16 protein-coding genes are annotated in these 22,793 nt (G+C 42.1%); 12 read left to right on the top strand and 4 right to left on the bottom strand.

The genetic code is table 11. The features are described 5' to 3' along the window. Positions 1–34: 34 nt before the first annotated feature. Complete coding sequence (locus NFU46_RS08610) at positions 35–2,791, bottom strand: TonB-dependent receptor (RefSeq protein WP_251601189.1); 2,757 nt, start codon at positions 2,789–2,791, stop codon at positions 35–37. A 216-nt stretch (positions 2,792–3,007) separates the two neighbouring features. Between NFU46_RS08610 and NFU46_RS08605 the strand changes: the two genes are divergently transcribed. The 3 genes from NFU46_RS08605 (at position 3,008) to NFU46_RS08595 (ending at position 7,425) form a co-directional block, all read left to right on the top strand. Further along, positions 3,008–3,571, top strand: a complete 564-nt coding sequence (locus NFU46_RS08605; RefSeq protein WP_251601188.1) for an RNA polymerase sigma factor — start codon at positions 3,008–3,010, stop codon at positions 3,569–3,571. Between the two features lie 36 nt (positions 3,572–3,607). Continuing rightward, entirely contained in the window at positions 3,608–4,489 is an 882-nt protein-coding gene (locus tag NFU46_RS08600; RefSeq protein ID WP_251601186.1) for a FecR family protein, read from the top strand. A 71-nt stretch (positions 4,490–4,560) separates the two neighbouring features. Beyond that, on the top strand, positions 4,561–7,425 hold the full coding sequence (locus NFU46_RS08595) for a TonB-dependent receptor (protein ID WP_251601184.1): 2,865 nt from the start codon (positions 4,561–4,563) through the stop codon (positions 7,423–7,425). A 100-nt stretch (positions 7,426–7,525) separates the two neighbouring features. Here the strand turns inward: NFU46_RS08595 and NFU46_RS08590 are convergent, their stop codons facing one another. Further along, complete coding sequence (locus NFU46_RS08590) at positions 7,526–8,986, bottom strand: Gfo/Idh/MocA family protein (protein WP_251601182.1); 1,461 nt, start codon at positions 8,984–8,986, stop codon at positions 7,526–7,528. A gap of 274 nt (positions 8,987–9,260) precedes the next feature. On the opposite strand from NFU46_RS08590, the gene NFU46_RS08585 reads away from it, so the two are divergent. The 6 genes from NFU46_RS08585 to NFU46_RS08560 are packed head-to-tail and all read left to right on the top strand — an operon-like array spanning position 9,261 to position 15,963. Then, a complete protein-coding gene (locus NFU46_RS08585; RefSeq protein WP_251601180.1) occupies positions 9,261–10,526 on the top strand; it encodes a D-tagatose-bisphosphate aldolase, class II, non-catalytic subunit in 1,266 nt (421 codons plus the stop codon). A 23-nt stretch (positions 10,527–10,549) separates the two neighbouring features. Next, positions 10,550–11,668, top strand: coding sequence for an SIS domain-containing protein (locus NFU46_RS08580; RefSeq protein ID WP_251601178.1), 1,119 nt, complete (start codon positions 10,550–10,552; stop codon positions 11,666–11,668). A gap of 17 nt (positions 11,669–11,685) precedes the next feature. Then, entirely contained in the window at positions 11,686–12,609 is a 924-nt protein-coding gene (locus NFU46_RS08575) for an ROK family protein (RefSeq protein WP_251601176.1), read from the top strand. Next, positions 12,587–13,750: an N-acetylglucosamine-6-phosphate deacetylase gene (gene nagA, locus NFU46_RS08570; protein WP_251601174.1), complete on the top strand. Its 1,164-nt coding sequence runs from the start codon at positions 12,587–12,589 to the stop codon at positions 13,748–13,750. Before NFU46_RS08575 ends, nagA begins: the two co-directional genes overlap by 23 nt. A gap of 13 nt (positions 13,751–13,763) precedes the next feature. Then, on the top strand, positions 13,764–15,458 hold the full coding sequence (locus NFU46_RS08565; protein WP_251601172.1) for a GMC oxidoreductase: 1,695 nt from the start codon (positions 13,764–13,766) through the stop codon (positions 15,456–15,458). Further along, the gene (locus tag NFU46_RS08560; RefSeq protein WP_175082509.1) at positions 15,451–15,963 is read left to right on the top strand and encodes a hypothetical protein; all 513 of its coding nucleotides are present in this window, start codon (positions 15,451–15,453) and stop codon (positions 15,961–15,963) included. Before NFU46_RS08565 ends, NFU46_RS08560 begins: the two co-directional genes overlap by 8 nt. Before the next feature lie 30 nt (positions 15,964–15,993). Here the strand turns inward: NFU46_RS08560 and NFU46_RS08555 are convergent, their stop codons facing one another. Next, positions 15,994–17,325, bottom strand: a complete 1,332-nt coding sequence (locus NFU46_RS08555) for a sugar MFS transporter (protein ID WP_251601170.1) — start codon at positions 17,323–17,325, stop codon at positions 15,994–15,996. A 160-nt stretch (positions 17,326–17,485) separates the two neighbouring features. Between NFU46_RS08555 and agaR the strand changes: the two genes are divergently transcribed. The 3 genes from agaR to tatA all read left to right on the top strand — a co-directional run bounded on the left by agaR (position 17,486) and on the right by tatA (position 21,593). Further along, positions 17,486–18,250, top strand: a complete 765-nt coding sequence (agaR, locus tag NFU46_RS08550; protein WP_054561067.1) for a transcriptional repressor AgaR — start codon at positions 17,486–17,488, stop codon at positions 18,248–18,250. A 315-nt stretch (positions 18,251–18,565) separates the two neighbouring features. Then, positions 18,566–21,382, top strand: a complete 2,817-nt coding sequence (locus NFU46_RS08545; RefSeq protein WP_251601168.1) for a TonB-dependent receptor — start codon at positions 18,566–18,568, stop codon at positions 21,380–21,382. Positions 21,383–21,437: 55 nt separating this feature from the next. Beyond that, positions 21,438–21,593, top strand: a complete 156-nt coding sequence (tatA, locus tag NFU46_RS08540) for a twin-arginine translocase TatA/TatE family subunit (RefSeq protein WP_251601166.1) — start codon at positions 21,438–21,440, stop codon at positions 21,591–21,593. Positions 21,594–21,605: 12 nt separating this feature from the next. Here tatA and NFU46_RS08535 read toward each other — a convergent pair whose 3' ends face one another. Beyond that, entirely contained in the window at positions 21,606–22,685 is a 1,080-nt protein-coding gene (locus NFU46_RS08535) for a mechanosensitive ion channel family protein (protein WP_251601164.1), read from the bottom strand. Between the last annotated feature and the right edge of the window lie 108 nt (positions 22,686–22,793).

Here is a 22,793-nt window from a genome sequence, read left to right as displayed (position 1 = left end):
AAAAAATTGGGGCGCAAAGGCCCCAATAATGTATTTAGAAATTGCCGCGTAAGCCTAATGAGAAGCGACGACCTGAGAACTCATACATAGTTGGGAAAGCCGGAGCAATAGTGTAGCCCGTTGTTTCTTCATCTGTGATATTGATCCCCTCAAGAGTGACTTTAAACATGTCGTTTATTTGATAGCCTAACGAGATATCTGTTTGACCGTAGGCATCGCGGTAAACAGGGTACATATCGCGTTCAATATACTCTACATACTTGTCTTTATAGTTGTATGAGACACGCGCATCAAAGCTGTCATTTTCGTAGTAGAAAGTAATATTGTAGGTTTCGTCAGCTAAGCCTTCTGGTGGTGTTGGAATCGCTAAATCAGAGGCACCTGTAAGTGAGTTATCAAGCGTCGTATAGTTAGCGTTAATACCAAACCCCTGTAACATTGGGTGAAAACGTGCAAATGGAATTTGTGCAATGAACTCGATACCACTTACATCGTACGAACCATCTGCATTTACTTTTTGATAAACATCAAAGTCGTAAACGCCATCCACAGTACCATTGTCATTATATTTAGTTACATCATTAACAACACCTGTTAGAGATTCACGCACCACGCCTTCAATTTCTTTTTCGAAATATGAAACAGCAAGTAAACCACCTTCTTCTAAATACCACTCTAGGCCGGTTTCCCATTGATCTGCATAAGTTGGTTTTAAATCAGGGTTACCATCGCGGTATTTAAATTCACTTAAACTCACAGTACGTTTATAAGCAATATCAGTTAGTGCTGGGCGGATAAAGGTTTCTGATGCTGCCGCGCGGAATAATAAGTTTTCAGTAAGCTCTAAGCTAAAGTTAATGCTCGGTAGAGTTTCTTTATAGTTACCTTCTTTTGAGATAGGTGTTGGCGTATAGTTTGTGCTGCCATCATCAGCTTGCACTTGATGATACCCTGAAGAGTCAACATCAGTATCAATGTAACGAACACCGGTATTTAAAGTGGCTGGTAAAGTGCCAATTTCAAATGCAAAGTCAGCCATTGCATAAATAGCGGTGGTTTTTTCTGACACTTCGTAGAATTGATCTGGTGCGTAGTCAACGCCGAAACCATCGTAACGTAATTCATTACGCGCATAGCTATTTGAAATTTGACTCCAGTCTTGTTTAGACGATACGTCAGATAGATACTCACCACCTGACACTAAATCTGAAATAGTGTGTATTTCGCTATCAGCTAAGGTACGTGTGCCTACCCACGATGAATCACCCGCGCTAGGGCCTGTGATTCGGTTGCTACCATAATTACGTTGTTTTGATTTATCAGTATAACGCGCACCAAACTGAACTTTTGATAATGCAGGGAAGAAATCTAGTTGAAAATGGCGGCTAAAATCGAGTTGAGCTGCATATTTGTCATCAGAGATATCTTCAAGATTTACTTCATAGTAATCAAATGTATAAGCTTCAGGAGAATTATACATATCGAATGTGTCGGGATTATCGCTGGCAATAGTTTCACCGCCTGTTGATGTGTAACGAGTACGAGTTGGGCTATAAGCAGTGTGCTTTAAATTAGTTGTCTCAGCTAACTTATCTGCACCACTGTAGCCAACAACACCGTAAACTTCCCAGTCACCTATCATCCAATCAAGGGTTAAGCTAAATTGCTGGTAGTCTGTATCGCTACTATTTTCTTTACTTAAAAACTCATGCTGCGTTGCGGCATAGTTAACATCAGTTAAAACGGTAATACCATAATCTGTAAGGGTGGTGTTATCGTAACTGTTTATTTTTTCTAATGCACTGATACTTGAAGCAGAATAAGCCGCGGCATCATACTGGTCTTCATGATTATCAAAGTTACCCAGTAGCGCATCAAAAGTGAGGCTAAATTCACTGCTCGGTTTGTATTGTAGTGATAAAGTTGCGCCCCATTTTTCTTGTTCAGTTAAGTAAGCTCTGTCGCCGACTTTATTTATAAACACAACGCGGCTGGTTTCATCTTTGTTGAAGCGATCATTGATAGTGATCCCCGTATCGCGCTCTAAAACGTCAACAGTTTGGTCTGATTGCCATTGTGATGAACCTGATTTTTCTGTCCAACGTGACAGAGGACGAAAATCAATACCAGAGTTACTATCTGTTCTATTTGTACGCTCTGAATAAGCAAATGAAGCAAGCGCGCCCCAATCACCAAAGGTATTACTTGCTAAAAACGCAAACTTAGGATCGCTTTGTTCAGAGATATCGTTATATGCGCCTTCAACCGATGCCACTATTTGACGACCATCATAGTCAAATGGGCGAGCAGTCGTTATTGCAACAGAGCCTGCAATACCACCTTCTTCATCTGCGGCTGTTGGCGATTTTTTAACGGTGACACTTTGAATAATTTCTGACGCAAACATATCAAACTCAACATCACGGCCACCACTACCAGAGGCTGTCGCAAGGTTGTTAATAGAAACAAAGGTAAATTCAGACGGTAAGCTACGCACATTTACTTTTTGACCTAGGCCTTTATTACGCTCAATCGTAACACCCGGCATACGCTGTAAAGCTTCTGCTAAGTTTTGTTCTGGGAAATCTGCGATATCAGACGCGACAATTGAATCTGAGAAGCCAATATTAGTGCGTTTTAAATCAATCGCTTTTTCTAAGCTTTTTATGTAGCTGCCAGTGACAACAATTTCTTCCATTGGCTCTGGGTTTTCTTCTGCGTAGGTGGGAGCAATTAATAATGAGCCAACAGCAAGCGCTAAAGGTGATAATGAAAATGCACGGTAAGTCATGAGGGTTAATTCCTGTTAAATGCAATATTTGGTTTAAATTCGCCTCTAAAGACGCTGCATTAACAAAGAAGGGGACCTATTTTTTAATGAAGCTTTCATGACACTTTTAAGTCGATAGTTACTTAAAACTGTAACCAAATGATCATCAAAATGCTGTCCCCTTTAGGCTAGCATTTACGTCATACTCAGATAAATAAGCTAGCCTTTAACTTAAATATGTCTTTACCTTCAATGACTAATGGCTTTGATAATAAGATCACAGAGCAAAGCAGAACACTTTTACAATGCTTCATAGCAAATCAAGACGCTTTAAAAGGCTTTTTTTGCAAAGCAGTGGCAGAGCGTGCTGATGCGGATGATTTATTTCAGAAGCTACTTCTCAAGGCACTTAGATCAGAACACCTAGACGCGATAGATAATCCGCTCGCATATGGTTACCGGATGGCTCAGCACTTGATAATAGATCACCACCGTGAGCAGAAAAAAACACCAGAAAGTTTAGAGCATGAGCCTCATAGTGAGGCGTTATCGCTTGAGTCCGCACTTGAATATGAGCAACGTATTGAACTTTATCAGCGCGTTTTGTCGCAAATGCCGGTATTGCGCAGAGATGTGTTTATTCGCCGCCGTATTAAAGGCCAAACACGAGCTGAGATTGCAAGTAGTTTGGGGATCTCAGAAGAAGCAGTTAAAAAACATATTTCAAGGGCAATGGATATGCTGAAAAATGCCATGGCTGAGTATTTTTTAGTACATGAATGTCCCCGTCATGACAGTTAATCCGTCATATTAGTATTACCAGCAATTGAGACAAAGATGAATTCTTCACACCAACATGATTATGAATCTGATAATGCGCTAGAAAAGGCTATTTGGGACGACCCTGCATTATTAGCCGCGCTTGAGCTGGTGGATGCACAACAGAATGAACAACTCGAACAAGCTAAAAAACGCCGTCGTTTAGCGCAGTATTCTTGGGGAGGTGGTGCTGTAGCAGCATGCTTTGCTATTTTCATGTGGACTTTAATGCCAGTGAATGAACAGCCGCCCATTTCGTCCTCTGATCTTGTAACTGTTCAACAATTTACTAGTGGTAAAGCACAACAAGTGAATTTGTCTGATGGTACACAGGTCGCAATGAACGTGAATACGCAACTTGAGTTCAGTGAAAATAGTCATGCTCGAAAAGCAACCTTAGGAAATGGCGAAGCATATTTTTCTGTACATCGTGATGAATCGCGCCCTTTCATAATTGATACGGGCAATGCCACGATTGAAGTTCTTGGTACGGCTTTTAATGTGGACAAAACATTGCGAGAAACATTAGTTGATGTTTTTCATGGTAAAGTTTCAGTAACCAGTTTAGATGGAACGCAGCACGTTGAATTAGTAAAAGGGCAGCGTGCCCGAGTAAGTGATTCTACAATACAGGTCTTGCAATTTAATGCCTCACAACCTGATTGGCAGCAAGGATGGTTGGACTTAGATAAGGTGTCTATCAATGATGCATTATTTCAGTTAAATCGTTATAGCGAAAAACCTGTGGTATTAAGTAATGTACCAAGTGATATACATGTAAGTGGTCGCTTTGCTGTTGACGACATTCTTGGTGCTGCAAAGCTCATCGCTCAGCTAAATGAACTTGATGTAAACCAATACCCCGATAGCATTGAGCTAAGTAAAAAGGCTGAAAACTGACATGATGTTGTCATAAACCTTTCATTGAAAATAGGCACAATATTTTCCTCTAGCAATGAGGATGTAAGTTAATGTGGCGTATTTTCTGCTGTGTTTTGATGCTGTTTGGTTTGTATGCCAAGCAGCTGTTTGCTGCACAAAGCACTCTAAAAACAGCGCTTAATGATCTGGCTGAACAGTACCAAGTTGCAATTATTTATCCAGACAACCTAGTAAGCTCAGTTATCTTACACTCAGCTACGTTACCTAGAACAGTTAGTCTAGAGGCAAGCCTTGATGCCCTGTTGCTAAAACATGGCTTTATTTGGCAACAAACATCATCGGGCATTATTATTTCTAAACCAAGCCAGACACAACATCTCTCACTGTCACAGCCCTATATAGAGGAGGTGACAGTGAAAGGTGATAAAAACAATCAGGCTTCTTCTGTGGTTTATGCTCGCGATTACCAACAAAGTGCCGATTACGCGCAGCAGCAAAAACAAAACTACATTGGCGAAGCTGACTTTGCTAGCGGCACAATGCTTTCTCTTCTACCTGCTGAAAATTTGGCTGAAGCACTACAAGCAATTCCTGGGGTAAGTATTTCAAGAGACCGCGGAGAAGCACTTAACATTAATGCGATGGGGCTAGGGCCTGAGTATCAATTAACCTTGTTAAATGGGCACAGATTAGCAAATACTGAAAACGTTCGTAACTCGAATCAATATGGTCAGCAGTATCGTTTTGATACATTCAGCGCCGAGCTTTTTTCCAATATTGCCGTATATAAACTCGCTGATGCAAGGTTACCTAGCGGAGCAGCTGGAGCGACAGTCAACTTGATCAGTGATGATCCGCTTTCATTTGATGATGATCACCTAAAAGCAACCTTAACCAGTGCAGCCCTTGCAGGTGAGCGTAACTTTCAACCAAGCTTTGGTTTAATCGCCAATACTATTTCAGCTGACAATAAGTTAGCTGCTGTTGTTAAGTTTAATTACGAAAACCGCTTACAAAGGCAATTTCAATTTGAAACGTGGCATTGGGGAAATAATGGTGGAGCACCAGCAGCATATCAGTGGCAAGGGCTTGAAAATAATAGCTTAGTTCCCACCGATACGTTAGCACTTACTATCGAACATGAAGATAGAACTCGTGCAAGTTATTACACAAATATTGCTTGGCAGCCTAATCAGCGATTTGAATTGAATACACTTTGGCTTCGTTCAGACACCGATTTTACCTACGATGAGCACCGGCTCTCAATTAATCCATCAAGTGATGATGCAACAGCCATATTAGGTGAGCATCAAAATAGTATTCAAACTGTGCAATTTAATGCGGCAAAAAGTAAATCTTCACGCGAAGAATCAGGCCTTTACTACCATACGCAAACCTTACAAATATTACCTAAATGGTACGCAAAAGATGACAGCCATTGGCAAATAAGTCCATTTTACAGCCACAGTGAATCGTTGAGTGAAACGCAAACCCCAATCACCCGAGCTCATGTTGAATTAAACGCTGTACCTGCAGAGATTTCTATTTCAGGAAAACAGCTAGCCTACTATGAATTGGACAATAATTTAGCGCTTGTTGATAGTTACTCACAGTTATCACAATTAAGCCGCCGCCAGATTGAAGTAAATGATGAAGTAACAGAATGGGGGATAGATAGCACTTGGCAAATATCATCTATTTGGGGCTTGTCGAGTATACAGTTTGGCGCAGTAAAGTCTACGCACTCTCATCAGTATCTTCGTCAAGATGTAAGTTTATCGCAAACACAGTTAACTGATTTACCAGCGCTTGATGGCCGTTGGTTAGAGCCATTAAATACGGCATTTGAAGCCGATTTTCTGTCACAACCTACACAAGCTTGGCTGATCCCAAAACGTGACCTTTTACAGCTGTATGATATTGACTTACCATTTGCCGATCGGCAAGCCAATGATTACTTAAATAGTTATGAAACCGAATTTACTGCCTATGAAAGCTATATTCACAGTGTATGGCAAATACCAGAACTTAAAAGCTTAACGACGGCTTTTGGACTCAGACACAGCTATGTAAAAAGTAAAACATTAGGGCATCAGCTTAATGAGAATAGCCAATTAGAAAAGCTTTCTGAGCAGGTTAATATTTCTACTTGGTTACCTTCTTTGAATTTCAAATGGCAATTGTCTGAGCAATGGTTTGCTCGCTTAGGTTATAGTCGTGCAGTGAACCGGCCTAACTATTCTGATTTAAACCCTAAACTACATGTTAATTCTGGCGGTTTACCCTATGCCGAATTAGGAAATCCAGCTTTAGAGCCTGTAGTAGCCAGCACCACAAGCCTATCTTTCAGTTGGTCAGGGGAAGAGAGTAGTTTGCAATTGATGGCCTTTAATCATCAGCTAGATAACTTTATTGTTGAACAAATCAAAAACGTAACCTATCAACAGCAGCAATACCCTGCTTTACAGGCCAATAATGATGGGCAAGCAGCAATTAGTGGGCTGCAATTTAGTACTGACTTGAAACTACCCGTGTTATCAAATGCTCTACTGCAAAGTCGAATGATATCGAGTGTTAGTCAGTTATTGGACGCCAAATTAACGGCGGAGCAAATCGACAACACAGATATCGAAGGGGTATCTGAATTAACTGCAAATCTGCGTTTACTGTTTAATGCAAAGAAATGGCAAAGTGCAGTTAACCTTAATTACCGGAGTGATTTTTTAGAGCAACGAGACTTATCGAATAATGCAGATGTTTATGTCGATGATTTTACAAGTGTGGACCTAAGTTACAGTTGGTTTTTCTCTGATTTAGTTGCATTGCGGTTTGATATTTTTAATGCCACAGATAAAAGCCTAGTTAGAGAGGTGCAAACAAACGACGCCTCATCACTTATGAAAGTCGAGCAATTTGGTCGCCGCTTTGTACTGAGTCTTTCATTGACCCTATAAATTATCAGCAAAGTATCATATGGATGAATAACGTTGTCTATTAATAAAAAAGCCCGCAGGGCAAAGGGCGGGCTTTTTAGTGTTCCATGGAGAGGAAGTGTTAAGACACAATCCCTAGTGGCTTACCTGTTTGCCAAGCGCCACGGGTAAAGTCTGGAATTGTTTTGCTGTTACTTCTATCAGCAACTGATGCCATACTTTGCGGGAAGATTGATGACCATGCCGCGGCATCGTATACATCTTGATCGAGTGGCTCATTGTTGCGTAAGCAGTAGATCATGCGCCAAAGCATAATGAAGTCCATACCGCCGTGGCCGCCGTTACGTACTGCTTCTTCACCCATGCGTTTCCATAGTGGGTGATCAAATTCAGCACGCCACTTTTCCATATCTTGATCCCAGCTATGAAAGTTTTGCATATGTGGCTTACGCCCCTGCGAACCTGCTTTTTCCCAGGCAGCGAGCTCAGCTTCATATTGCTGTTGGTAAATTTTCGCGATGGCTGGTGGCACATCTTCAAGAGCAATACGATTAGGGAATCCAGCAAATGTGCCATTAGTACCTTGAATTAAGTTATGGCGGCTGTAAGGGCGTGGGCTTGTGGTGTCGTGCTGAACCATAATGCTACGACCTTTCACTGTTTTAATAATGCTGGTGTTCATGTCGCCAGCAGTAAATTTCAGTGAACGACGTTCGTGGCCTGCAGGAAATTCACGCTCTGCGTAAGCTGCTCGGCCAAGTGCAGGTGAGCTGACTGATGTAACAAAATCAAAGCGGTCACCACGGTTGATGTTCATATACTGAGAAACTGGGCCTAAACCATGGGTTGGGTATAAGTTACCGTTTACCTTGGTATGCCAGTAAGTACGCCAAGAACCTGTGCTGCGGTCAATTTCTTTCATTTGCCAACGCAGGTCATGAATATAAGCAGCTTCACCATGCAGTAACTCACCAAATATCCCCTTACGAACCATGTTTAATACCATTAACTCGTCACGGCCGTAGTTAACGTTTTCCATCATCATGCAGTTCTTTTGCGTGCGCTCAGCAGTGTTTACTAGTTGCCAACACTCTTCCATCGTGGTTGCTGCAGGTACTTCAACAAAGGCATGCTTACCACTTTCCATGGTCTCAACACTCATCGGTGTGTGCCATTTCCAAGGCGTTGAAATGATCACAATGTCGATGTCATCGCGAGCAAGCATGTCTAAATAGGCTTTATCAGAACCCGTATAAGCAGTTGGTTTAGGTAAGCCTTTTTCAACAACATAATTAACAGACTTATCTAGCATTAGCTGATCTGTGTCGCAAATAGCTTTAATTTCAACACCTTCAATATGGCAAAGGTGTTTTACATGGCCGCTACCACGTTGACCAACTCCAATAAAACCAACACGTACCACATCCATTGCTGGCACAGCTAAGCCCATTACGCTTTTACCTTGTGCTGCAAGAGGTGTGCTTTGATTATCACCTTGTTGGCTTTTCGCACAGCCAGTCACGACTGTCGCGGCGGTAATGGCTGCGGCAGATTTTAAAAAACTACGTCTATCTATTGTCATAACGATACCTAAATCACTGAGATTATTTTAATAGTGGGTTTCAGTTGTTTCTGTTATATCGCAACTCAAAGTCAATTACAATTAAATGCTTTCAAATTCTTTCGTAAATTTGGGTTTTATCATTTTAACCCTTATAAAATACCGTTATTAGTGTGTTTTTAACTTATTTTACGCCTTTCGTTATCTTTCGTTTTGTTGCGTAGCGTTTCGCGCTGTGCTAATGTAATTTCAAATCACGTATCTAACCATTAGCGTAAGCTGCTTGGAGAAAACCATGAATGCATTAAAAACGATTATAAATAACAATCGAGTAGGGCAAGCGCAGGGTATTTATTCTGTGTGTTGTGCACACCCGCTCGTTATCGAAGCAGCAATGTTGCAAGCTCTCAATGATGACACCGAAATTTTAATTGAAGCTACGGCGAATCAAGTTAATCAGTTTGGTGGTTACACAGGAATGAAGCCCCATGACTTCGTTGAGTTTGTTCATGCAATAGCCGAAAAGGTAGGGTTAGATACCCAGCGCATTATTTTGGGGGGTGATCACTTAGGGCCCGTGTGTTGGGTAAATGAGCCTGCAGAGGTTGCAATGGTAAAAGCTGTTGAACTAGTAAAAGCCTATGCAAGCGCTGGTTTTAAGAAAATTCATTTAGATGCCAGTATGCCATGTGCTGACGATGGAGAACGTTTAGCTGATGCAGAAATTGCCAAACGTGCAGCGTTGATGTGCCAAGCCGCTGAGTCGGTAGCAAAAGATAACGATATTCTTTATGTGGTGGGTACTGAGGTTCCTCCTCCGGGTGGCGCTACAGAAGAACATGAAATTATTGAGGTATCTCATGTTGAGGGAGTGCAGCAAACAATCGAATTACACCAGGCTGCATTTGCTAACTTAAACATAAGCGATGTGTGGTCTCGTGTTATTGCTGTTGTTGTGCAGCCAGGAGTTGAATTTGATAACCATCAAGTTTTTGATTACCAACGTAATGAAGCGCAAAAACTGAAAGAGTTTATCACCACTGTCGATAATCTTGTTTATGAAGCTCACTCTACCGACTATCAGCCAGATCATTGCTACCACGAGCTGGTGCAAGATCACTTTGCCATATTAAAAGTGGGTCCACAGCTTACTTATGCACTACGCGAAGGGTTGTTTGCATTATCTTATATTGAAGATCAATTAGTCGAAGCTGGTCAGCGTTCTAATTTACGTGATGTATGTGATCGCATCATGCTAGAAAAGCCACATTACTGGAATAAGTTTTACCCAACACAAGGTGCTGAAGCTAAGCTATTTAGAGCTTATAGTTATAGCGACCGTATTCGTTATTACTGGCCTGAAGATGAAATAAAGCAAACAGTAGAAATTTTATTTGCAAACTTAGAAGGGCTAATCATTCCACAAACTTTGCTTAGTCAATTTATGCCAGTGCAATACAAGGCATTGATCAATGGCCAAATTAACTCATCACCCCGTGAGTTAGTAGTTAATAAAATAATGGAAGTCACGAATACCTATTCGCGTGCTTGTAATCAATAAGTGGTGTTGAGAGAGAATTAATTATGACGCAGTATTTATCATTAAACGAAACAGAGCTTAAGCAGCAAAACGCATATTGGACAGCAAGAGAAATCTCTCAGCAGCCAGAGTCATGGTGCAATACCGCCGCTATTATTGAAACGCATCGAGCAGAAATAAGCGCATTTTTAGCGCCAATTTTGGCATTAAAAGAATTACAAATCGTATTAACAGGGGCTGGCACATCAGCTTATGTTGGTGAGGCACTAGCACCACACTTAACAGCCAGAACTGATTTAAATGTGCGCGCAGTTAGCACCACCGACATTGTGTCTAACCCCCATGGTTTTTTACAAAAGAGCACACCCACTTTACTTGTTTCTTATGCGCGTTCAGGTAATAGCCCTGAAAGTGTCGCGGCGGTTGATATCGCAGAGCAAGTTGTTGAAAAGTGCTTTCATTTAGTTATTACCTGTAATGAAAATGGTGAGTTAGCGAAAAGGGCGGCAGCTAAAAAAAATAGTTTTAGTGTACTTATGCCAAAAGAAACCCTGGATGAAAGCTTTGCTATGACCAGTAGTTTCACCTCAATGTTGCTTTCAACATTATGTATTTTTACCCCTGATGTTAATCAGCTTGCACAAGTTGCTACACAGACAGAGCAGCTGCTCGAAACGCAACTTGAAGAGATCAAGGGCTTTGCGCAAACTGATATTGAACGTTTGGTGTTTTTAGGAGCAGGTTCATTGCTCGGCTATGCAAAAGAAGCGGCCTTAAAGTGCTTAGAGCTGACCAATGGTGATTTAATAAGCTACTTTGAAACCCCACTTGGTTTTCGTCATGGTCCTAAAACCATTATTAATGATAAAACCGCAGTGATGTTAATGGCCTCGAGTGATTTTTATAGTAGTTTGTATGATACTGATTTATATAATGAACTACTAAATGACCAACAGTGTTTAGCGGTTAAAAAGCTGGCGTTAAATACTGAACTGGTCGAGCTAGATGATGTTTGGCAAGGTCTGTATTATATTGTCTATTGTCAGATTTTTGCATTTTATAAATCAATGTCACTCGGTTTAACACCTGATAACCCTTGTCCTACGGGCGAAGTTAACCGTGTTGTAAAAGGGGTAACTATTTACCCATTAACTTCTCGCTAAGTAGTGTTGGGTAAAGTATGGCTGTTTACGGACTCGATATTGGTGGTACAAAAATAGAGACCGCCATTTTTAATGATAATTTAGAGCAACAGCAAAGTTGGCGTATTACTACGCCAACTGATGACTATCAGCAATTTTTGCACGCAATTTATCAGCAGGTAATTAAAGCCGATGAACTGACAGGTTGCCAAGGTGCGGTGGGCATCGGTATGCCAGGTATCGTTAATGATGAAGGTAAAGTGCTGTCGGCTAATGTGCCGTGTGCCACAGGTAAAGTGATTGCCAACGATCTTCAAGCATTATTAAAACGCCCTGTTGCGATATTAAATGACACCCGGTGTTTTGCCTTATCAGAAGCTAATGGCGGAGCTGGTGAAGGTTATAGCCGAGTATTCGGTGCCATTGTTGGCACTGGTGCGGCGGGTGGTATGTGCATTGATGGAACCTTGTTTAACCAAGGTTTGGGCATGTCAGGGGAGTACGGCCATTTACCACTGTCTGCGTATTTACAACAAAAATACCAGCTGCCAGTTTTAAAGTGCGGCTGTGGTTTAAATGGCTGTGTCGAAAGTTATATTGCAGGGCCCGGTGTACAAATCTTGTACCAGCATATTACGCAATCTCCTAAATCTGCGATTGAATGGGCAAACGATATAAAACGTGGTGATGAACAAGCCTTAGAGGTGCTCGCCTGTTACTTAGATATTCTTGGCGAAACCTTTGCTGCTATTAGTAAAAGTTTGCACCCAGAAGTAATTGTGCTTGGGGGCGGGTTGTCGCTCATTGATGCAATAGTAGAAAAACTCCCTGACGCAATTCAAACTCATTTATTTTCAGGTTTTGCCGTGCCCGACGTGAAGCGTGCAAAATTTGGTGATTCTAGCGGCGTAAGAGGCGCTGCAATAATAGGAAGTGTTCATGCTAATTCCAACGCATCTTAATTGCTATTACTTAAAAGCCGCAAAAGTGGTGACTGCTGATGCGGTTTTACTCGATCATGTGGTCTTGGTCGAGCAAGGTAAAATTACTGCCATTACTACGCAAATGGCGCCCGAGATCGAGGTAATCGATTTAGGTGAGCACAGTTTATTTCCGGGCTTTATTGATTTACATATTCATGGCCGTGAAGGCTGCGATATTATGGACGGCACCCCAGAATCACTAGAGACTATTTCTCGTTCTTTAGCAAAGCATGGCGTAACGGGGTTTGTTGGCACAACGGTGACTGCAGACTGGGACGTCTCAATTCAAGCTTATAAAAATATGGCGAGTGCGTATCAAAAAGGCTTGGCTGGGGCGCAGTTGCTAGGGGCTTATAACGAAGGTTTATTCTTTGCCGAAGCGCATAAAGGCGCACATAACGAGTCATTTTTTTTAGAGCTTACTAAACAGCGATTTGATGAAATTTATGCCGCATGTGAAGGTTGCTTAAGCTCATTTGCGTTAGCGCCAGAACTACTTAAATCCCCCGATATGATCCGCTATATCACTGATAAAGGTGTGCGTGTGATGCTGGGTCATACAGATGCTAATTTTGAGCAAACAACACAAGCTCTTGCTCATGGTGCCTGCGGTGGTGTGCATATTTTTAATGGTATGCGCGGTATTCATCATCGTGATCCCGGCTGTACTGGCGCATTACTGATGGACAACGATGCCATGGTTGAGCTTATCCCTGATGGTATTCATTTGCATCCGAGCATCATGAACATGGTTTACCGTTTAAAAGGGGCAGATAAAATTGCTCTGATCACAGATTGCGTGAGCGCCGGAGGCTTACAAGATGGTCGCTACCGTTTAGGTGAGCTTCCTATTGTGGTTGAGCAAGGTGTTGCTCGAACTGAGAGCGGCTCTTTAGCGGGCAGTACATTAACCATGGAAGTTGGCGTTGAACGTTTTTATAACCTAACTGACGCAAGCCTAGTCGAAGCAACTAACATGGCTAGTTTAGTACCCGCTGAGTTTTTAAATAAAGCGGAGCAAATAGGCAGTATTGCGGTAGGTAAACAGGCCAATTTTGCCCTGCTCGATAAAGACTTTTCTGTTCAAGCAACGATCTGTGCGGGTAAGCAAATCTTTTAAAAGTTAAGTGAGAATGCAGGCAAAAGTATTCGATGCCATTGTTATTGGCAGTGGCATTACTGGCGGCTGGGCTGCTAAAGAACTAACCGAAAAAGGGCTCAATGTACTGTTACTGGAACGTGGCAGGCAGGTTGTGCACGGTACAGACTATATCACTGCCTTTAAAGATGATTGGCAACTGCCATTTCGCGACAGGCCCAGCCTACTAGAAAAACAGAATCAAGCTAAACAAGCACGCACTGGCTATGCCACTAAGCAATCAATAAAACACTGGTTTGTGAATGATTTGCAGCACCCTTATCAAGAATCTCAGCGTTTTGATTGGATCAGAGGGTATCATCTTGGTGGGCGCTCATTAACTTGGGGGCGGCAATGCTTGCGCCTCAGTGATATTGATTTTGCAGCCAACAAACAAGATGGTCACGGCGTTGATTGGCCAGTGCGCTACAAAGATATAGCGCCTTGGTACGATAAAGTTGAAGCCTACATTGGGGTTATTGGCGAAGCACTGAACTTACCTCAGCTACCAGATGGACCTTACTTACCTCCTTTTGCGCTTAATGCCGTAGAGCAGCAGCTTAAACAAAGTTTATTAACTCACTACACTAATCGGCACCTCACCATCGGGCGAGTTGCGCATTTAACTAAGGCCAAGCCTGAGCAAGGTCGTGCTCCATGCAGCAAGCGCAACCGCTGTATGCGAGGTTGTCCAACCGGTAGTTATTTTAGTAGTTTAGCCTCGACCTTACCTGCAGCGATGCGTACTGGACGACTCACTATTCAGACTCACTCCATTGCTAAAGAGATTATTTACAATCCAGAAAGCGGGCAGGCCACAGGTGTGAAAGTAATTGATGCTGAATCTAAAAAAGAGCGTATCGAGCGAGCGAACATCATTTTTTGCTGTGCATCAACGGTAGCCACAACAGCCTTGTTATTAAATTCAACCTCTGCACGCTTCCCTAATGGCTTAGGGAACGATAGTGGAGAGCTTGGCCATAACCTCATGGATCACCATTTTAGGGTTGGCGCAACTGGCGAGCCTAGGGGCTTTGCTGATGACTTTAATGATGGCGACAGACCCGTAGGCTTTCATATTCCGCGTTTTCGAAACCTTGATGATAGTGAGCAGCATAGCTTTATTCGCGGCTATGGCTATCAAGGATACGCAACACGCAAAGATTGGCGACGGGGCTTTAAAGAACTTAGCTTTGGTAAGGCTTTTAGAGAAGAGCTTGCCAAACCTGGGCCTTGGCAAGTTGCATTAATAGGCTTTGGTGAATGCCTGCCTTATCATCGTAATAAAATGAGCTTAGATCCGGTATTAAAAGATCAATGGGGATTACCTTTAGTTAATTTTGATTGTCAATTTGCTGAAAACGAGCAGCGCATGCGCGAGGATATGAAAGCGCAAGCCGTCGAGATGCTCAGCAAAGCTGGTTATCAAAATGTACAAGCGTACGATAAAGGCTCAGCGCCGGGGCAAGCCATCCACGAAATGGGAACTGCGCGCATGGGACATGATGCTACAACCTCAGTGCTTAATCGTTACAACCAAATTCACAGTGTGCGTAACGTCTATGTCACTGACGGCTCGTTTATGTGCTCGTCGGGTTATCAGAACCCTTCATTAACCTATATGGCATTTACTGCAAGAGCCGCCGATCATGCTGCACGACATTATCAAAATGGGGTGTTCAATGGCTGATCTACAAAGGCGAAATGCCATTAAATGTTTAGCAGCATTATTCGGTGCGGCTATTACGCCAGTGGCTGCGACTCAGCTATTTGATAAAGTGGATGACAATCATTTTGAGGTGCTTAAAACAGCGGCTCACCGGGATGTGGTCACGCAAATGCAGGCGGTTATTTTGGAACTGGAGCCAAATGAACAGCTGTATTTTAATTTAGTCGCTTTCACAGATTTAATGCTAGCAAATACACTAACTACGACTGAGCGTACGGCATGCTTAAAAGGCGCAGAGCTGATTGCAGAAGGTGCTCTTTCATCGTCGCAATTAGCAGATAAACTCACAGGTTTATTTACTATTTCTTCACTGCAGCAACAGCGCATAATAGCGCAGCAAGCCTTATCTCTTTCAGAAGTGAGCCCTGATAAGCATGACGAGTACTTAATTTATAAGTGTATTTTTACCGTGCGTGAATTTTTGCTACTGGGCTATTTCACATCAGAAAAATTGCAGGCTAGTTAAATAGTAAAACAACTAAGCCTGCCCATGTCGTTACTTACGCCAACTTGTTAGTTTGTGACCAATCACTGCGTAATAAAGAATAAACGCATAGCAAGGGATCAACAGATAATAAGCTTGTTGTGCATTGCCTGTATATTCTGCAAATACACCGTATACCAAAGGCAATAGCGCGCCACCAGAAATCCCCATAATCAGTAATGCCGCGCCGGTTTGGGTTTTATCGCCAAGATTTGCAAGGGCCATAGGCCAAATGGTCGGCCATACCAGCGCATTCGATAAGCCAAGTAATGCAACAAATAACACGGTATCTGGAAAACTGTTATCAGCAAGCCAAAAGAGCACTACGTTTGCAATCGCAGTTTGTTGCGGTTCTATCAAAATGATACCAAGTGAAAACACACAACCACTTAACGCAGAAAATATCAGCGCCTGTTGCTGACTAAAAAAGCGAGGAATTAACACGATACCTAAAACATAACCTAGCACCATAAAGCCCATGGTGTAAGAGGTGAGTTCTGCGAACTGCAATACCCCTTGTTCTTTGCCGTAAAGGCCAATAGTGTCGCCGGCAATGACTTCTGTACCTATGTAAAAGAATAGGGCTATCACGCCTAAAACTAAGTGTGGAAATTGCAGGATTGATTTACTCTCGCTGTTGTTGCTGGTTTTTGGTTGCTTAATATCAGGTAGCGGGGCCAGCATGATTAACGCCGCTAATATTGCTAATGCGATTGCCATTACAAAGTAAGGAGTAATTAAACGATTAGCCAGTTCTTGTAACTGCAATTGCTTTTGAATGCTGTTCAATTGGGCCAGAGCCTCTGGGCTAAAGCTGGCAATGTCGCTAAATACAATCGCTGAGAAGAGCAATGGAGCCACCACACCAGCACTCTTATTGAGAATACCCATAATGCTAATGCGCACGGCTGCCGTGTCTTTAGAGCCAATAAGCACGATGTAAGGATTCGCAGCGGTTTGTAATAAGGTGAGGCCGCTACCTAAAGTAAATAAGGCAACCAAAAACAACCAGTAAGCCTGAATTTGTGCCGCAGGAATAAACAACAGTGCACCAAATGCCATGGTACCTAAACCAAACGACATACCATGCTTATAGCTGAATATTTGCAAAATCTTAGCGCTTGGCAGTGCCATCACGGTATAGGCGATATAAAACACCAGTGTCACCATGTAAGCTTCAATATGGTTGAGATCGCAGACCATTTGTAAAAATGGGATCAAGGAGCCGTTAAGCCAGGTTATAAAACCAAATAAGAAAAACAAGCCACCTATAATCATCATAGGCAGTAATTGCGTGCGATTGGTGTGTTCTGTTTGCTCTAACAGTGAGCTTTGTGTTGTCATTTTTGTCACCAAAGAAGTTTGTTGTGAAATAATCATAAAACAAAATTCGTAAGTTTTGAAAGTTTTATTTTATTTCGAAACTAAATTTGGCTTTGAAACTGTAAATTGTGTAATATTGAACTACAAATTTGAAAGCAGCTATTAAAACAACAGGCCAGCTATGCTAACCACAATAGAAAGAAGACAAAAAATCGTCCTGATGACTGAGGAAAATGGCAAAGTAAATGTTAAAGATCTTGCAAAGACCTTTGATATTTCGGAGGTTAGCATTCGCCATGATCTTAACGAGCTCGGTAAACGTGGCTTAGTTGTCCGTTCACGTGGTGGGGCAATTGCCTGCGATAAATTGGCAAAAGAGCTTTCGGTAAAAGATAAGCATAACGAAAACTACGCAGTGAAAGTGTTATTAGCGAAAGCTGTGGCAAGTTTGGTTGATGATGGCGACTCTTTAATTATTGATTCTGGCACCACCACAGAAGAAGTTGCCAAAGCATTAACCAATAAACAGGGCCTTACTGTGATGACAAACGGCCTTAATATTGCCCATGTACTGGCTGATATTGAAGATGCAAATGTGTTTATGCTGGGTGGGCAATTACGAAAGAAATCAATGTCTTTTTACTCAAATGAAGTCGAGCAAGCACTTAGTAAATATAACTTTAAAAAGGTTATTTTAGGGGTTGATGGTATCGACTCAGAAGCAGGGATCACCACTCATTATGAGCCCGAGGCAATGCTGAATCGCACCATGTGCACCCGCGCAGATAAAGTCATTGCAGTCACTGATTCAAGTAAATTTGGTAAGCGTGCTTTGTATAATGTATTGCCGCTTAAATCAATCGATGTGCTGGTCACCGACAAAAATATGCCAGCAGAGTTCGTTGAATCATTAACGAGCTTAGGTATCGAAGTGATTACCGTTTAACTCTCTAGTTAAATAGAACTATTGAAAGGTGGCTTTTGCCGCCTTTTTTATTGTTCGTAAAAACCGAATCTCCCCACCGAAAAGAAAATCTTCAGAAAAAATTATTATCGTAACTTTCGAAATTAACTCCCCATCTTTAAAGGCATTCGAAGCCATTTATGCGGTTTTTGAAACTTAATTCGTAACTATCGAAAGTTTCGCTAGGTAATTAGTTGTTGCTAGTTTGTTTCATTTTGTTATAGATTAAATATAAGGCCTTACTCATTACCATTTTTATGGTGAAAAAATCTGAACATTTAAAAACAGGAAATCATCATGGCAACAACAACTAGAAAAACATATTTGAGCGTGCTGATAAGCTCGATTTTGGCCTCATCAGTCAGTTTCGCTGCGACGGCCCAACAACAAGAAAAAGATAGTAAGGCCGAAGAGGATGTTGAGGTTATTGAAGTTACAGGGATCCGTAGCAGTATTAAAGAATCAAACTTTCGAAAGAAAGAAGCAACGACGGTTGTTGATGTCGTTGTCGCTGATGACATTGGTAAGTTCCCCGATGAAAACTTAGCGGAAGCATTGCAGCGTATTCCGGGCATCACCATCACTCGTAATGGCGGTGAGGGGCAAAATATTTTAGTCCGTGGTTTAGGTGGCGGCTACAACATTACCACGTTGAATGGTCGTAAACTGGCTTCCGAAAACTCAGGCCGCGACTTTAACTTTGACACCATTGCTTCAGAGTTAGTGGGGGCACTACAAGTGTATAAGTCACCAGAAGCACGCTTAATTGAAGGGGGCATTGGTGCGGTTGTTGATATCGAAACGCGTAAACCACTAGACCAAGATGGCTTTACCTTGAGCGCTTCAGCAAAAGGGATTTATGAATCGCGAACAGGCGATGTGCACCCGCATGCTTCATTCATCATCGGTGACAACTTTAATGATGATACTTTTGGTGTGCTTTTCTCGGGTGCTTATTCAAAGAAAACCTTACGTGCAGACACGTACTCGGCAAGCGGTTTTTTTGACGAAGAAGAAGGTTGGGGAGCAGACAGCGCAGGTGTGCCAGTCGACATGAACGGTAACGGAGAAATTGATGGGCAAAGTGAAATATTTGCCTCAAAAATCCCGAGCTACATGTATTTTGCCAACGCGCAGGATGTGCGTGAACGCGTCGGTGCGACGTTAGCAATGCAATGGCGTCCAACAGATACCCTAGATATTAACTTTGATGCTCTTTATTCACGTTACAATACTGACGGTCATCGCTATCAAATTGGTTTTGTTAACTATGATGAAAGCTGGACGCCAGGCACGCCAGTGTTTACTGATGCAGAATTTGATGACACAGGCCGTGTAGTATCAATGACGCAAACCGGTAACACCATGGTGGAGCTACTCAACTTAACCAATCCACGTAAAACCGATACTTATCAGTTTGCCCTTAATGCCAAATGGTATCCAATGGATGGCCTAACACTGGCTGTAGATGTTGCCCATTCAAAAGCGAAAAATGAAAACGGCGGTGATAACCGCTTTATTGTTGCGCGTGGTTTTATTGACTCGATTGGGATTGATTACACCACAGGTAATATGCTGCCAGATGTGACCTTATCGCCGGGCTTAACTGCGGATCAATCTTACGGTGCACACTATAGCCGTAATACAGGTACTGGGGTTGAAGACACGGTTAATGACTTTAAGTTTACCGGTAAATTTGTGCCAGAAAGCGATTTAGTGACCCGTGTTGATTTTGGTTTAACTTACCTTGAACAAACGAAGAGCCAGCTTGAATATGCATCTAAAAATGCCAGTCAATTTAGTAATGGTGGTCAATATTTAGAGCGCGATGGTTATGAATTTGATGACAGCACCGTAGTGAATGTTGGTGATTTTAACCTTTTTGAAATCCCAAGTGATGTGTTTGTTGAGGCGAATTTCGATAACTTCTTAGAGGGCGAAAGTAGCATTACACCTGAGCCATGGCCAAGTTTCGATTACGATAAGTTACTTGCTTATTATCGCTCAATTAATGCTGAAGCAACCGATAAGAGCATTGTTGCATCGCTTAATTCCTCGGGCACTTATGAGGTAACCGAAGAAGTTCTAACTGCGTATGCGCAAGTGACGCTTGAGAGCACTCTTGCAAATATGCCGTATATGTTAAACGTCGGTATCCGTGGTTCACAAACAGAAGTGAGCTCTAAAGGGTCGGTTTATGATCTATCGTTAATTGACTTACAAGAAGATGGCAAACCACTTGAAAATGGTTGGCGCGAAACCGTTGAGCAATCATTTAAAGGGGATTACAGCAACATTTTACCAAGTATGAACTTTAAGCTTAGTATTACTGATGATTTAATTTACCGCTTCTCTGCGGCACAAGTGATTAGCCGCCCATCTTTAGGCTATTTGCGCCCATGGCTTGCGCCAAACTTTGATACATATCGTGAAGGCTTACCGCAACTTTCTATGGGTGATTCGTCGTTAACACCTGAAGAAGCTAATCAAGCCGATATGACCTTAGAGTGGTACTTTGAAGACAGCAGCTCGTTAAGTGGCGGGGTGTTTGTCAAAGACCTGAAATCATTTATCGATTACGTAGAAAGCCCAGTTGAAATTGAAGGTGTGCGTTACTTTGCATCTTACCCAGGTAAGAGTGAATATGGTGCAACTATTAAAGGGGCTGAGTTTGCTTATCAGCAGTCGCTTGAAAACTTATTACCAGAACCTTTCAATGGCCTAGGCTTTCAGCTTAACTACACTTATGTTGACAGTAGCTACGATGAGCCAGAGCTAAAAGAATCAGGTTTGCCATTTAGAGGCATGTCGAAGAACTCATACAACGCCGTGGTTTATTATGAGCAATATGGTTTCCAAGCACGCTTAGCGTATAACTGGCGCAGCAAGTTCTTGTCGGATCCTGATGCATGGGGTGGTCCATATTGGATCTCTGATTATGGTCAGTTAGATGCCAGCATGAGCTATAATATCAGTGACCAATTCACAGTATTTGCCGAAGCAACGAACTTAACGAATGAGCGTTATTGGGGTTACACCAAGCGTACAGACCAAGTGAGTTACCTTGAGCGTTTTGGTACTCAAGTAGCCTTGGGTGTTCGCGCTAGTTTCTAATTTTTGTGTTTTACAAGCGCCTGTAAGGGCGCTTTTATTTTTAAATGAGGTTGTTATGGCAGGAGTAAGTGTTTGGCAATTAGCCATTATTGCCGCAATTGTGGTGCTGTTATTTGGCTCAAAAAAATTATCCCGAATAGGTGGTGATTTAGGGACGTCAATCAAAGGGTTTAAACACGCTATGCAAGATAAACCTAATGATGAAGCCTAGTTCGCAAGTACTTTAAATTATATTGCTACCCTGCTCAGGGTCGCGAGATTGATCCGCTTGTTCGCGAATATCATCGGCATCACTACTAACGTCATCAAGGCTATGGTCGTCGAGTGATTTTGCTGTTTTTGGCTCTGCGCTTACATTATTGTCTGGCTGCTCGGTATCGTTTTCGCTATTTAAAATAATTCGCTCGCGAGCATCATCCGGCATACTTATTTGTTCAGCTAAATAGGTATTGACCAGCTCTCGCATTAATTGTGAGGCCACTTTAATAGTACTGTGCTCGTTACTATTGACCCAAAAATAAATGGTTAGATTAAGAGTAGCGGAGCCTAATGAATCAATTAACACTTGGCTTGGGGGATCACTAATAACAGCAGGGTTTTGATTAACCACTTTCATTGCTAATTGTTGGGCATAGCGAATGTCATTATCGTAGCCAATGCCAACGTTAAAGTGACCTCGCATTTTAGGATTCGCGGTGAGGTTTTTAATGACATTTTTATACACAGTCGCATTGGGAATTTGAATGTGATTACCATCAAAATCAACCAAGGTGGTGGCGCGAGCCGTAACTTTTTTAACTACCCCTAAACGACCATCAACTTCTATCACATCATCAATGCGAAAAGGGCGCTGCACACTAAGCAGCATACTTGAAATAAAGTTTTCGGCGATATCGCGAAAAGCAAAACCTAAAATAAGCCCGACTAAGCCAGTCCCACTCATAATCGCCACGGCAAAACTGGTAAGCCCTGCAAGACGCAAAAATAAGTACACCCCAAACAAGATGATAATGATGCTAAAAAAGCGCCTAGTCACCACATGCAAAAGTTTACTTTCACTGACAAAACCAAGCGGTTTGATTAATAAATACGATAAAGGGCGGGCTAATAAGTAGCAAACAATGATGGCTACAATACCGAGTGTCAGTGCAGGTAACATTTGCCATGTAGTATGTAAAAACTGCGTAATTTGAGAGTTTAAGTCTTGCCAAGATAAGCTCTCAGGGATTGCTTGCGATGTTACTGAAACTGTCGGTGTAAACAAACTAGCCAATTGATTTTTAATAAGTAAATAATAATTCATCGCACCGCTCCATGGACCCTTATACTGTTTTTATAAGCATAGCTTAATGCAATTCAGACGCCATTATTACTGGCAAGTTGTTTGCAGCTTGAGAGTGATTAAAGCAAT

It is taken from the genome of Pseudoalteromonas sp. NCCP-2140 (assembly GCF_023708065.1).
In the GTDB taxonomy this organism is placed as follows: Bacteria; Pseudomonadota; Gammaproteobacteria; order Enterobacterales; family Alteromonadaceae; genus Pseudoalteromonas.
The sequence above is the reverse complement of the archived record's forward strand: the minus strand, read 5'-3'. Positions and strand labels throughout refer to the sequence as shown.

Coding starts and splice junctions, on each gene's coding strand:
- NFU46_RS08610 (WP_251601189.1), bottom strand. CDS start 2,791: ATGACTTACCGTGCATTTTCATTATCACCTTTAGCGCTTGCTGTTGGC.
- NFU46_RS08605 (WP_251601188.1), top strand. CDS start 3,008: ATGTCTTTACCTTCAATGACTAATGGCTTTGATAATAAGATCACAGAG.
- NFU46_RS08600 (WP_251601186.1), top strand. CDS start 3,608: ATGAATTCTTCACACCAACATGATTATGAATCTGATAATGCGCTAGAA.
- NFU46_RS08595 (WP_251601184.1), top strand. CDS start 4,561: ATGTGGCGTATTTTCTGCTGTGTTTTGATGCTGTTTGGTTTGTATGCC.
- NFU46_RS08590 (WP_251601182.1), bottom strand. CDS start 8,986: ATGACAATAGATAGACGTAGTTTTTTAAAATCTGCCGCAGCCATTACC.
- NFU46_RS08585 (WP_251601180.1), top strand. CDS start 9,261: ATGAATGCATTAAAAACGATTATAAATAACAATCGAGTAGGGCAAGCG.
- NFU46_RS08580 (WP_251601178.1), top strand. CDS start 10,550: ATGACGCAGTATTTATCATTAAACGAAACAGAGCTTAAGCAGCAAAAC.
- NFU46_RS08575 (WP_251601176.1), top strand. CDS start 11,686: ATGGCTGTTTACGGACTCGATATTGGTGGTACAAAAATAGAGACCGCC.
- nagA (WP_251601174.1), top strand. CDS start 12,587: ATGCTAATTCCAACGCATCTTAATTGCTATTACTTAAAAGCCGCAAAA.
- NFU46_RS08565 (WP_251601172.1), top strand. CDS start 13,764: ATGCAGGCAAAAGTATTCGATGCCATTGTTATTGGCAGTGGCATTACT.
- NFU46_RS08560 (WP_175082509.1), top strand. CDS start 15,451: ATGGCTGATCTACAAAGGCGAAATGCCATTAAATGTTTAGCAGCATTA.
- NFU46_RS08555 (WP_251601170.1), bottom strand. CDS start 17,325: ATGACAACACAAAGCTCACTGTTAGAGCAAACAGAACACACCAATCGC.
- agaR (WP_054561067.1), top strand. CDS start 17,486: ATGCTAACCACAATAGAAAGAAGACAAAAAATCGTCCTGATGACTGAG.
- NFU46_RS08545 (WP_251601168.1), top strand. CDS start 18,566: ATGGCAACAACAACTAGAAAAACATATTTGAGCGTGCTGATAAGCTCG.
- tatA (WP_251601166.1), top strand. CDS start 21,438: ATGGCAGGAGTAAGTGTTTGGCAATTAGCCATTATTGCCGCAATTGTG.
- NFU46_RS08535 (WP_251601164.1), bottom strand. CDS start 22,685: ATGAATTATTATTTACTTATTAAAAATCAATTGGCTAGTTTGTTTACA.